Below are 12,329 nucleotides of genomic sequence, written 5' to 3'. Positions count from 1 at the left end.
CAACTTTCTAAAATTATTTGAGACAGAACTAAAACAGATCTTCTTGTGTTAGGCCCATTTTTTCCAACAGACTTCTCAATGTTTTTAATGCTTCAACTTGAATTTGACGAACCCGCTCACGTGTCAAATCAATTTCCTTACCTACATCTTCTAAAGTTGCTTTTTCAAAGCCTCTCAAGCCAAATCTTCTTGCAATAACTTGCTGCTGATTTTCAGTGAGCTTGTCTAATAAAGATTCTATATGTAAACGTAAGTTTTCATTAGTCAATAACTCGGCAGGATTAACACTATTTTCATCAGGAATAGTATCAAGTAATGATTTATTTTCATCAAATCCTATAGGTGTATCAACAGAGGTTACTTTGTCATTCAATCCTAAAAGTTTTTGCACATCTTCCAAAGGCTTATCAACCATTTCAGCAATTTCTTCAGGTGAAGGTTCATGATCAAGCTTTTGTGTCAGCTGTCTTGCAGCTCTTAGATATACATTCAGTTCTTTAACCACATGAATCGGCAAACGAATTGTTCGTGTTTGGTTCATTATAGCTCGCTCGATCGTTTGCCGAATCCACCAAGTTGCATATGTAGAAAATCGGAATCCTCGCTTAGGATCGAATTTTTCTACTGATTTCATTAATCCCAAATTCCCCTCTTCAATTAAATCAAGTAGAGGCAATCCTCGATTCAGGTAACGTCGTGAAATTTTAACCACCAAGCGCAAATTAGACTCAATCATCTTTTTGCGAGCAGCAACATCTCCTTTTAAAGCAAGTGTTGCATAATGCACCTCTTCTTCAGCACTAAGCAAAGGTGAAAATCCAATTTCACTTAAGTACAATTGCGTTGCATCCATCATTTTAAGTGCATTTTTACCTCGAAATGATGGAAAAGCAGCATCATCAGAAAAATCAGGAAGTTCAAAATCATCATCTTCAGATTTCTCAACTAACGAATCAAGATCTTCTTCAATCAGAAGTGATTCATCGTCTGGCTCAGACCAATCTTCATCTTTAGGTTCCGGCTCTTTAATTGGCTCATCGTCTTCGCGCATTGTTTTCACCTATGGTATTAGCCCTATTTCAAAACTGCTTGTTTTGGGTTCAATATAAAAACAGTCGATATAAAATATTAATTTATATAACTCAAGTTAACTACATTATACTTCATAACAAAAGTATTGCTGCTCTAACTATAAGTAGTCTATCAACCTTTTTGTAGATAATTCAATGGATTGACAGGAACACCCGACTTTCTAATTTCAAAATGAAGACCTATATATTTATGGTCAATAATACCTGCTTCTGCAATAATCTGACCCGCCTTCACATACTGTCCCTCAGAAACCATAACTCGTGCATTATGGCCATAAGCAGTTAAATAACCATAATTATGTTTAATAATAATTAAATTACCATAACCTGCTAAACCACTTCCAGCATAAGCTACAACACCATTTGCTGCCGCAAGTACTTTTTCACCTTTTTTACATGCAATATTTATACCCTTTTTGCCTTGATCAGGAATAAATGTAGTAACTACACGCCCGCTTACTGGCCATAACCAACCTGAAGCAGAACGAGCATATCGATTCACAGGTGAATGGATAACGATTGGTCTTGGTCTAGGGGGAGCATAATAAGGTTTGTATGTTCTGAGATTGCGTGAAACTTGCCTATTACGCGGAATATTTCTTAAATTTATGACTTGCCCTACTCTTAAATAATAAGGCGGATTAATATGATTTAAACGTGCCAAAGTCTTATAATTAGTATCATAACGAAAAGCGATTGAATAAAGGGTCTCCCCACGTTTCACTATATGTACTTTTTGAGAAGACCAGTGTAATTCACTCACTGGCGCCCAATTCTTTCCGCAACCCACTAAAATCAGTGAGAGAAAAGGGCATAAAAATCTTTTGAAAAATGAACCTATCATTGATTACCTCAATTTTCTTAAACATGGATACCATTAAGCCACTGGGCTAACTGATCAAACATTTTATAATTAGTCATGTCTAAATGAAGAGGAGTGACAGAAACATACCCTTCATTAATTGCATAAAAATCAGTTCCAGGCCCTGCATCAGCCTCTGCTCCTGGCAATCCAATCCAGTAAATAGGTCGACCTCTAGGATCAGTATCTTTGACAACAGGCTCAGCACCATGTCGTGTTCCTAATCGCGTCACTTGCAGTCCTTTTATTTTATCTAAAGGCAGATTAGGAATGTTAACATTTAAAATAGTTTGTGAAGGTAATCGGTGTATGCTTAGTTGCATCACTAATTGTTTGGCAATAATTGCTGCTGTTTCATAATGTTGAATATTATTGCCAACCATTGAAATCGCAAGTGCGGGCAAACCTAAATAACGACCTTCCACTGCAGCTGCTACTGTCCCTGAATAAAGGATATCATCGCCTAAATTCCCACCTTCATTAATTCCAGAGACCACCATATCAAATTCAGAATTTAAAAATCCTGTTACCGCTAAATGCACACAATCAGTTGGAGTACCTTCGACGCTATAGTATCCATTTTCCAATTTTTTAGCCTTGATGGGTTGAGACAGTGTTAAAGAGTTACTTGCACCACTTCTGTTTCTATCTGGGGCAACCACTTCAATTTCGACAAAGGTTGAAAGTTCTCTCGCTAAGATATTAATCCCAGGGGCAAAAACTCCATCATCATTACTGATTAATACTCTCATGATTTAACTCTTGGGGGATTCAAACCATCTAACCACTGCCAAGTGATCAGCCAAATCTTGTTTCTTTTTCATTAAACTTGCTTCTAAACGTTCATTATTACGTTCCGTTTTTAACTGGCTTTGTTCTTTAGCAATAGCCTCTTGTAACGCTATAATTTTTTGGCCAAAACCTTGGGGACTCATCTGTAATTGATAGGCAAGCTCATTCATACGATTAGCAAGAGTTTCCATTTGTTCACAAGTTAATCCTTGCGGTTGTCTCTCTGGACAGGCTTTCAGAGCTTGTTGTAATTCATCAGGATGCGTTTGGTAATAATATTCGTTTTTTGCTGAGCAAGAGACCAATTCCAAAGTCATTAATAGTGCCAACAAACATTTATTCATACTCAACCTATTGTAAACTACAAAACACCAATATTATCATTAGACAAACGCTAATGCCATCTGTATGAGAAAACCATGCTTGATTTTAAATTGCAACGTGATCCAGAAACTGGTGAACAATATCTTGAAACTTCCATTTGTGGTAAACCTCTTTTAACGACACCTCAACTGAATAAAGGCACCGCATTCACTAATGAAGAAAGAAAAGAATTCGGCCTACTCGGCAAACTCCCTCATCGCGTTGAAACCCTAGATGAGCAAGTGAAACGTGCATACCTACAATATTCAAGTTATACGACACGATTGCAACAAAATATTTATCTGAATAACTTACACGATAAAAATCAGATTCTTTTTTATAAATTAATTATCAAACACTTAGGTGAAATGTTACCTACAATTTATACCCCTATCGTAGGAACTGCAGTAAAACGCTTTAGTCTTGAATACAGACAACCTCGAGGCTTATACATTTCTCATTCAGATAAAAATCAAATTGATGAAATATTAAAAAACCGTTCTAATCCTGAAATCGATGTGATCGTTGTGACTGATGGCGAAGGTGTCCTAGGAATTGGTGATCAGGGAATTGGTGGTATGGATATTCCCGTTGCTAAGTTAATGGTCTATTGTTTATGCGGTGGCATTGAACCAACGCGGACCTTACCTATATTTCTTGATGTAGGCACAAACAATCAAGATTTATTAAATGATCCAATGTACTTAGGTTGTCGTCATCCACGCATCAATCCAGCAGCATACGATGATTTTATTTCTGCGTTCGTTCATGAAATTCATAAGCAATTTCCCAACGCCTTTTTACACTGGGAAGATTTTGGGCGAGGTAATGCACGTCGGATCTTAGAAAAATTTCAAGATCAATTATGTACCTTTAATGATGACATTCAAGGTACGGGTGCCGTAACCTTAGCTGCCTTATTAGCTGCTTGCGATGTAACAAATTCAAAATTACAGGAACAACGTATTGTTGTTTTTGGTGCAGGATCTGCTGGTACCGGAATTAGCGATCAAATTGTTGATGCAATGGTACGTGAAGGGATTAGCCCAGAAGAAGCCTATCAGCGGTTTTGGTTAATTGACAGGCAAGGTTTATTACTCAATACAGACCCCGATCTTACTGAAGCTCAAAAGCCGTATAGTCGTGATCCTAAAGAAATCGCACAATGGGCAATTAACGAAAAACATCATCCTTCACTTACCGATACAGTAAGGCATGTTAAGCCAACGATCCTTATTGGTTGTTCTGCTCAGCCAGGAGCTTTTTCACAAGACATTATCGAAACAATGTCCACTCATTGTGAGCGCCCTATCATTTTCCCGCTCTCTAATCCAGACGAACGATGTGAGGCAAAACCAGCAGATATATTAACTTGGAGTCAAGGAAAAGCATTGATTGCAACAGGTACTGCTTTTCCTCCTGTGGAATTCCATAATCGTATGGTACAAATTGCACAATGTAACAATGCCTTAGTATTCCCAGGAATAGGTCTTGGAGTACTTGCTGTCAATGCCTCTCGACTCACAAAAGATATGATTATAGCTGCTGCACATGCTCTTTGTGAATTTGCACCCAGCAAAAGAGAAAGTTATCTTCCTTTACTTCCTTCTTTGGACGATGCTCAAACAGTTGCTAAAGAAATAGCCATAGCGGTAGCGCGTTGTGCTATTGACTCAGGTTATGCCCAGAAAAATAAAGATGCTGACTTAGAAAAATTAGTGGTTAGCATGTTTTGGGAGCCTCGATATTTACCGTTTAAGTTTCTAAAAGCCTAATGCAATAGGTCACTTTCTACCAAGGAAAGGTAAATATTTGCCGTATTTTGAACGAAAATCGCTTCGAAAATACGCACACTACCATGCTTCTCTATCTCAAATACTATTTTACGTCAGTTCGATATATATCGAGCGTTTTTATTTAGAACCGGATCCAGCAGTTTTTACAAAATTCACTTTAATATTTTTTATCGTTGCACTTGAGGGCTCCCAAGAACGTTCGTATTTCAATAGGATATTAGTATTTGCAGGATAATTTTTTCCTTTTTGCAAGGTAAAAATAAAATGCATTTGTCCCCCGGCACCCATGAGATTAGTTTTTGGTCGCTCGTAAAAACTATTACTTAGAGTTAATAACTTCTTATCAAAATGAATGATGGACCATTTAAATCCGGTAGTTGGATTTGCAGGTAAAGTAACTTCGAAACTTGGACTACTGACATTAACATCTAGAGTTGGATTATCATTTGCAAGAGTTGGATTATCATTTGCATAAGTCATCATTGATAAACTAAGAAACAAACAGCCCAGTATTATTTTCATTGACAAACTCCTTTCGCACACCCTACCAAAAAGTTTAGCTTATTTTGCGCATAAAAATAAACAGTAAACATAATAGAGCAAGACTTATTCTTATTGAGTTTTTAGGTAACTTATTATACCTGTCATTTATTTTTTGCTAATTTTTATTCCAGTTAATATCCCTAACACAAATATCATAATAAACAAGCCCATTAAGGGTATAAGCGTATTTGCCCCCCGAAACAACTCAAAAACATTTATTTGTGTCATTTGAGAAACATCTTTAATGCCGTAAATGCATAGTTCTCCAGTGGGTAATGAACAGAATTTATCCGAGGGACATGCCTTGAGGATGGTTTGGTTTTCACCAGTACCACACTTAACATTAGCCTCTTTAAGCATTTTAAAAACTATCTCTGGATGTTTAGTAACAATTTCCGGCATGTTATTTCCTTATTAAGATAAATGAAGGGTATTGCTAACCTTAATGTTGTAAAAATTAAATATATTCTACCATAGTTAAATTTTCGGAAGTGTTACTTTCCATTAATTTATTAAATATTAATCTTGATCTTAAAGCGCAGAAAAGCGATTATTTTATCTTTTTTAATCACAGTTAGGAGCGTGCGTGGAATACGAAACCATGGAATTTGATGTAATCATCGTAGGCGCAGGTCCGGCGGGGTTATCTGCCGCGATTAAACTCAAACAACTAGCTTTAGCCGCACAAAAAGAAGTCTCTGTTTGTATTTTAGAAAAAGGAGCTCAAGTTGGAGCACATATTCTTTCTGGAGCAGTCCTAGAGCCGAGAAGCCTTAAAGAACTTCTTCCTAACACTTGGCAAGAAGCTCCTTTGAATACACCAGTAAAAGAAGATTTTTTTTATTTTCTAACTCAAAAACACGCCTATAAGCTGCCTACACCTAAGCCTATGCATAATGAGGGAAATTACATTATTAGTTTAGGCGAGCTTTGTATGTTTCTTGCAGAACAAGCTGAAGCTCTAGGTTGTGAGATTTATCCCGGTTTTTCTGCAGTAAAAGCACTTTATAATGATCAAAATCAAGTAATTGGAGTGGTAACAGGTTGTGTTGGTCTCGATAAAAATAAAGAAAAAACCCCTAATTATCAACCTGGAATGCATTTACTTGCCAAACAGACTTTATTAGCTGAAGGTTGCCGTGGACAGATCAGTCAAAAGTTAATGTCGCGTTATCATTTACGAGATAAAGCGAATCCACAAACTTATGGTTTAGGTATTAAGGAAATATGGCAGGTCACAGCAGAACAACATAAACTGGGACAAGTCATTCATACTGTAGGCTGGCCAATGGATCATGCGACTTATGGTGGTTCCTTTGTCTATCATTTATCAAATCAACATGTTGCTCTTGGTTTTGTAGTGGGTCTTGATTATAAAAATCCTTGGTTAAATCCTTTTGCAGAATTCCAACGTTTCAAAACACACCCATTAATCAAACCTATACTCACCGGTGGTGAGCGCATCAGCTATGGGGCTCGTGCACTTAATGAAGGTGGATGGCAGTCTTTACCAAAGCTGACTTTTCCGGGTGGCGCATTAATTGGTGATGCAGCAGGTTTTCTTAATGTTCCCAAGATTAAAGGAATACACACTGCCATGCAGTCAGGAATGCTCGCGGCAGAAGCCTGTTTTGAGGCGTTACAGCAAGAAAATACTACCCAAATTGAACTCACTAATTATACTGACAAAGTCAAAAGTTCCTGGTTAGAAAAAGAACTGTATGCGGTACGTAACATAAGACCAGGATTTAAATATGGCCTGTTTCCAGGCTTAATCAATGCTGCTTTTGAAACTTACATTACCCGTGGACGTTCTCCTTGGACACTCACTAATCATGCTGATAACAAAACTTTAATTCCAGCAAATAAAGCAAAAAAAATAGACTATCCTAAACCGGATGGCATTATTACCTTTGATAAACTTTCTTCCGTGTTCTTAGCCAATACCTATCATGAGGAAAATCAACCCTGCCATCTTGTATTAAAAAAGCCACAATTAGCAATTGATATTAATTTAAATAAATATGCTTCTCCAGAATGTCGATACTGCCCAGCAGCAGTATATGAACTAATTGAAGAAGAAAAGGGCCCCAGATTACAAATTAATGCACAAAACTGCATTCACTGTAAAACCTGCGATATTAAAGATCCTCGACAAAATATAGTTTGGCAAGCACCTGAAGGCGGAGGCGGACCCAATTATTCTGGGATGTAATTCGGTAAAAGTTGAGTGTAAAGCTCAACTTACCACCTTTCTCTCTTATCCTGCCAGTCAGTACGCCTTTTTCTAAGATAATAAATAGGAAGATAAATATGTTTAGATATGAAGCACCAAATCCTTATAATAGTGAAGAATCATTTTTTTCATTTTTAAATTTTAGTTCTATTTCATCTAGTGAGAGTATTGGAAAATTAGTGTTACCTTCCCAATGGCTTGAACCTAAAAATATAAGTGAAATAACATTGAATCAATTTGCTCATGTAAATAATCTTATTATTGAAGGTGGTTATGTGGGTACACATGATCATGCTGTTTTAGATACGATTGAATTAAAGCCAACAGCAGAGTCCAATAAGCCTCTTAAAAACCAACATTTTATTATTAAATTTAATGGAAATGGGATGTTATATCAGAATGTATTGCGTGATTATGCATATGATGCAAATAAATTAAATGTAACAGTCATTGGGTTTAACTATCGTGGTGTTGGCAACAGTAAAAAAACACCTACAACTTTTCAAGATTTAGTGACTGATGGCATTGCGCAAGTACAGCGTTTGTTAGACAGCGGCGTTGATTCCAAGAAAATTACAGTAGATGGTTTATCACTTGGTGGTGGTGTTGCAACAATGGTTGCCAGTCATTTTCATAATATTGGTAAGCCCGTTTATTTGTGGAATGATCGTTCTTTTGCTTCGATATCGAAAGCAGCTGCAGGTGTTGTTGCACCTGAAGTAGATAATATTTTTGGTGAAGTTTTAGCGACATCTTGCGAATCTGCATCCTGGAGCTTAATGAAGCCAGCTGGTTGGGAAGTCAATGTTGCTAAAGCTTATAATGCTATTCCTGATGAATACAAAAATCATATGTATGTAGCTAAAAAATCCAATCGTTCTTATGGTGATGGTGTCATTGCTCATCGAGCATCATTGCACGAAGGAGTAAAACAAGATGAAAAGAAAAGAGGTATTAGAACCGGTCACAAAGTGTATGCCCAAAATGGCTTTTTTGGTGGAGGTCATAATATGTCCCGAAGTGATTTGGTGAGCGCAGAAAATACTTTTCTTTCTGGACAAGACCAGTTTGAAACTTTTATAAGAAATCATAGGTTTTAAAGCTTATAGAGGGGTAACATTTGTTTGCCCCTCCCCTCTAAATGTAGGAAATTTCATTAAAAATTTCTATTTTATTTACATAAATACGCAGCCGCTATAAGAATTATCTGTATTTAATACAGAATTTTCTTCGTCCATTGAAGTCTTCTTAGCCTCCTCTTCTTTTATCACCATAGTGGTTAATTCATTGGTAATCTCTTTTTTAGATTGAGGAACCTTTTTCTCAAAAATTTGCCTCGCTTTTTGCATTTCTTTTTCATCTTCTAACGAATGCCAGCTCAGCTCTGTACCATCCAAAAATTTAATTCGATAGGTTACTAAATGATGTTGTTCAAAAAATGTCCCTCTATAACTACTTCTTGACTTTTCCTTATCGTTTATATTTACATTGATTCCTGTGACTGGTTTTCCTTCAAATGCTAATTTTATTAGCTGTTTTAAATCTTCATCAAAAAATATAGAATTAACTTCCTCGATTAATTTTTTGTATTTTACTAAATTACTTTTTATCTTTAGTTGCTTAAATATATTCCATTTAGCATCTAATAGTTTTTCTCCTTGATTCAGTTGCCAAGAAATGTAGGGAGACATGAAACTCATCCAGCGAGCTGTAAGCTTCTCAAGCTTTTTTAAGCAATCCACATGATTATCAAAACTGCTAGTATCTTGCTGCTGATCTTTAATGATGCTTTTAAATTCTTGGTTTAGATTTATTAAGGTTAATTTTTGAGATTCAGTAAGCTTCATGTGATATGTCCTTAAATTCATTTTGAGGTCCGATAGTATTAAATATAAAAACGTATTGCAATTAAGTGGTAAAAAATTTAAGAATACAGAACAGCTAACAAACAGCAGCAAATAAGACGTTCGTAATGTAATGATTTATCTGAAGTTATCTCTTTAGGACTAATAAAATAAATCGCACACAAGCTTGTTAGATACAATGCGTAACTTTTAAATTATAGGAAGCTATTACATGAAATTTAGCCCTAATCCAAAGCAATAAAAGTTGATGGTTCCCTATCAATAAATCGTTTGATTAATTGCTCCCAAAAAGGACGATACAAAACATTAAATAAAGGATGTGACTCATCAATAGGAAAACAAGGCCCATGATTTACTTCCAATAACCAAAGCTTATTATCTTTCGCTTCAACCATAAAATCAAACCCAAAACAAGCAATTCGAGGTTGATTATCTTGCCAAATAGTAGCAAATTGTTTTTTCAATGTTTTTACTACAAGTTGGCAGATAGAAATAATCTTATTTTTATAAGGTTGAAAAATTGCCATCTCATCACTTAAGCGTTGAACTACATTCAATCGTTCATCACTAAGATGTTCATTAGTGAGATGAGCCTCCAGTTGGTTGAAATTATCTTCTTGATAAGGTTTTAAGGCAATATTCAAATAGCCACTAGGAAAAAGTGCTGAGCCAAAGTGTGTGGAGATCACCAACAATTCTCGAATAGAAAATTTATGGCCCGATATGGGTCCCTGGATTAGTTGCGGCTTAACAATATAACGTTGCAAAACTTGAGGCCCACCCATGCGCTGAGGAGAAAGAAAATGCGCCTCAATGTCATTTAAATCATGAAATATATGAATATGTTGTCCATTATTCAACATAGATGGTTTTAATATCCAAGGAGTATTAGCAAACGGTGAGTTGCCAACATTTGCCAATACTACAGGCCAAATCTGATCATCGATAAAAAAGGTCTCCGGCATCAAATATTCGAGATTATTTGCTTGAAGAAATGCCGCCAACAGATGTTTATATTCTAAGGTTTCACTAATCAGCGGTGAAAACTGGAGCCATTCTTCATTCACTGAAGCTAGTGCTGAAAATTTACTCGGCTTCCATCCATCGGCTTTTAAGAAACGAGTTAAATTAGCATGAGTTGGCGATTTGTCTTCTACTAAATGAAATTTTCTCATAATCTTTGATATTAATTTTACAATTCTGTAAACAAGTATAGCCTTTGTTATATGAATTCGTACTATGTGTATCTCAAGTTCAACTAATACAGAACATTAAAAATCAGATTTGAGTCTCAGTCGCATCTCCTGTAAGCTCTAAGAATTACTTTTTTTCCGAATCTTTCATAGTAAAGGATACCCATGTTTCAATCAGCTTTAATAATGGCACTCATGACTTTTAGCATCATTGCTCAAGCAGCCCTGCCTGCTGATCCAATCCAGCGCTGTTTAGATATTAGAAGGTTCGCAGACTTTACCACCAGACAGAAAATGGCCGCCAAAGAGCCTGGTGTATTGCGCTTTAAATTTCATAAAATTTCCGCATCAGAATTGCCGTCAAATAACCCCGTGGGCAATATGGATGAAGTGATTAAAGCATTAAATAATCAGATCGAAAACTGCAATAAAAACTATGGTGGATTTCAGACAGTGACCATTGCTGGACATAAATTCAAGCGCCGAGAATGGTGTCTTGATACTAACAAAAAAATGCTCATGCTTGCAAAAGCTGCTGATGGCAATTTTCAAAAATTTTTATCGAACATCAAAACGGAATTTGACTGGTATAAAAGCGATGGCTGGCCAGAAAATCATGCAGGATTTAAAAAAGGTGAATTTCAATTTACGGCCTATTACGCCCCAACCGCTATTGAAGCCCGTACCAAACGTGGTGGAGCATTTGTACATCCTATCTATAGTAATCCAGGCGTTGTAAATGTCGCTTTGGAATGCAAAAAATTTAATTTAAAAGCGCCTCTTTGCGGCGTTGACCCACTTACCAAAATGGTACGTGGATTTTGTCTGAAAAATGCCGATGGCACATACTCTGTAGTGCCAGACCGAGAAGAAATTGATCATGGAGCTTTAAATCCACAATATGTAATTGGCTATGTTAAAGATCCCAATGACCCATCTTTTTTAATGCTTCAAGGATCTGGTTCATTAATTCTTGATGGTCAATTATTTCGTCTCAATTACGATGGCGCCAACGGTAGACCACGCACCATGCTTGGCCGTATAGTCCAATGCGCCCAAGATCCAACCTGCGGGGGCAATCTTGATACAATAGAACGTTGTGCTAAAGATCCTAAATGTCATGATGAAGCAAAGTTGCGCTGTAATGTATCTAAAAAAATTAAGCAAAGTGCTGCATCAGAAAAGCTAATCCGCAAATATCTAGATAACCCTCTTAACCGCAATAGAGCTACCGACTTACGAAATCGCGATCAAAGCTTTGTATTTTTTGCTAAAGAAGCTGGTGGACCTTACGGCTCAGAAAATATTTCTCTAACACCACACGCTTCTTGCGCAACAGATCACAAGGTCATTCCTATTGGAATGAATTTTATCTATAACTGTCAAAAAGCTACTTCATGGTGTGTGGCTCAAGACGCAGGCGGCGCCATTATGGGGGCACATGTGGACGTTTATAAGGGAGAAGGTGACCAAGCTGGTATAGAGGCAAATGAGCTAAATCACGCAGGCTCCTTATTTGTAGCACTGCCAAAACATTAATAAAACTTAGGGCAACCACATCTAAAAGAAGTTATAAAGCAAGGATGCT

At 36.7% G+C, this 12,329-nt stretch carries 12 protein-coding genes; 4 read left to right on the top strand and 8 right to left on the bottom strand.

The window, feature by feature from the left end; all coding sequences use genetic code 11:
* Window positions 1–28: 28 nt before the first annotated feature.
* The 4 genes from rpoS to Lgra_RS08710 form a co-directional block, all read right to left on the bottom strand.
* On the bottom strand, window positions 29–1,051 hold the full coding sequence (gene rpoS, locus Lgra_RS08725; protein WP_058498879.1) for an RNA polymerase sigma factor RpoS: 1,023 nt from the start codon (window positions 1,049–1,051) through the stop codon (window positions 29–31).
* A gap of 152 nt (window positions 1,052–1,203) precedes the next feature.
* Entirely contained in the window at window positions 1,204–1,935 is a 732-nt protein-coding gene (locus Lgra_RS08720) for a peptidoglycan DD-metalloendopeptidase family protein (protein ID WP_058498878.1), read from the bottom strand.
* 17 nt (window positions 1,936–1,952) lie between these two features.
* Window positions 1,953–2,705, bottom strand: coding sequence for a 5'/3'-nucleotidase SurE (gene surE, locus Lgra_RS08715; RefSeq protein ID WP_058498877.1), 753 nt, complete (start codon window positions 2,703–2,705; stop codon window positions 1,953–1,955).
* 3 nt (window positions 2,706–2,708) lie between these two features.
* A complete protein-coding gene (locus Lgra_RS08710; RefSeq protein WP_058498876.1) occupies window positions 2,709–3,089 on the bottom strand; it encodes a hypothetical protein in 381 nt (126 codons plus the stop codon).
* A 75-nt stretch (window positions 3,090–3,164) separates the two neighbouring features.
* On the opposite strand from Lgra_RS08710, the gene Lgra_RS08705 reads away from it, so the two are divergent.
* A complete protein-coding gene (locus Lgra_RS08705; protein WP_058498875.1) occupies window positions 3,165–4,883 on the top strand; it encodes an NAD-dependent malic enzyme in 1,719 nt (572 codons plus the stop codon).
* A gap of 138 nt (window positions 4,884–5,021) precedes the next feature.
* Here the strand turns inward: Lgra_RS08705 and Lgra_RS08700 are convergent, their stop codons facing one another.
* Together Lgra_RS08700 and Lgra_RS08695 are read right to left on the bottom strand one after the other, a co-directional pair.
* The gene (locus Lgra_RS08700; RefSeq protein WP_058498874.1) at window positions 5,022–5,426 is read right to left on the bottom strand and encodes a protease inhibitor I42 family protein; all 405 of its coding nucleotides are present in this window, start codon (window positions 5,424–5,426) and stop codon (window positions 5,022–5,024) included.
* A 126-nt stretch (window positions 5,427–5,552) separates the two neighbouring features.
* On the bottom strand, window positions 5,553–5,849 hold the full coding sequence (locus Lgra_RS08695; protein WP_058498873.1) for a hypothetical protein: 297 nt from the start codon (window positions 5,847–5,849) through the stop codon (window positions 5,553–5,555).
* 184 nt (window positions 5,850–6,033) lie between these two features.
* Between Lgra_RS08695 and Lgra_RS08690 the strand changes: the two genes are divergently transcribed.
* Complete coding sequence (locus Lgra_RS08690) at window positions 6,034–7,662, top strand: electron transfer flavoprotein-ubiquinone oxidoreductase (RefSeq protein WP_058498872.1); 1,629 nt, start codon at window positions 6,034–6,036, stop codon at window positions 7,660–7,662.
* A 98-nt stretch (window positions 7,663–7,760) separates the two neighbouring features.
* Window positions 7,761–8,783, top strand: a complete 1,023-nt coding sequence (locus tag Lgra_RS08685; RefSeq protein WP_058498871.1) for an alpha/beta hydrolase family protein — start codon at window positions 7,761–7,763, stop codon at window positions 8,781–8,783.
* A 75-nt stretch (window positions 8,784–8,858) separates the two neighbouring features.
* Here the strand turns inward: Lgra_RS08685 and Lgra_RS08680 are convergent, their stop codons facing one another.
* Together Lgra_RS08680 and Lgra_RS08675 are read right to left on the bottom strand one after the other, a co-directional pair.
* Complete coding sequence (locus Lgra_RS08680; RefSeq protein WP_058498870.1) at window positions 8,859–9,530, bottom strand: hypothetical protein; 672 nt, start codon at window positions 9,528–9,530, stop codon at window positions 8,859–8,861.
* Between the two features lie 242 nt (window positions 9,531–9,772).
* Complete coding sequence (locus tag Lgra_RS08675) at window positions 9,773–10,723, bottom strand: ATP-grasp domain-containing protein (protein WP_058498869.1); 951 nt, start codon at window positions 10,721–10,723, stop codon at window positions 9,773–9,775.
* A gap of 183 nt (window positions 10,724–10,906) precedes the next feature.
* On the opposite strand from Lgra_RS08675, the gene Lgra_RS08670 reads away from it, so the two are divergent.
* Entirely contained in the window at window positions 10,907–12,280 is a 1,374-nt protein-coding gene (locus Lgra_RS08670) for an MltA domain-containing protein (RefSeq protein ID WP_058498868.1), read from the top strand.
* Window positions 12,281–12,329 lie beyond the last annotated feature (49 nt).

It is taken from the genome of Legionella gratiana (assembly GCF_001467695.1).
Lineage (GTDB): Bacteria > Pseudomonadota > Gammaproteobacteria > Legionellales > Legionellaceae > Legionella > Legionella gratiana.
The sequence above is the reverse complement of the archived record's forward strand: the minus strand, read 5'-3'. Positions and strand labels throughout refer to the sequence as shown.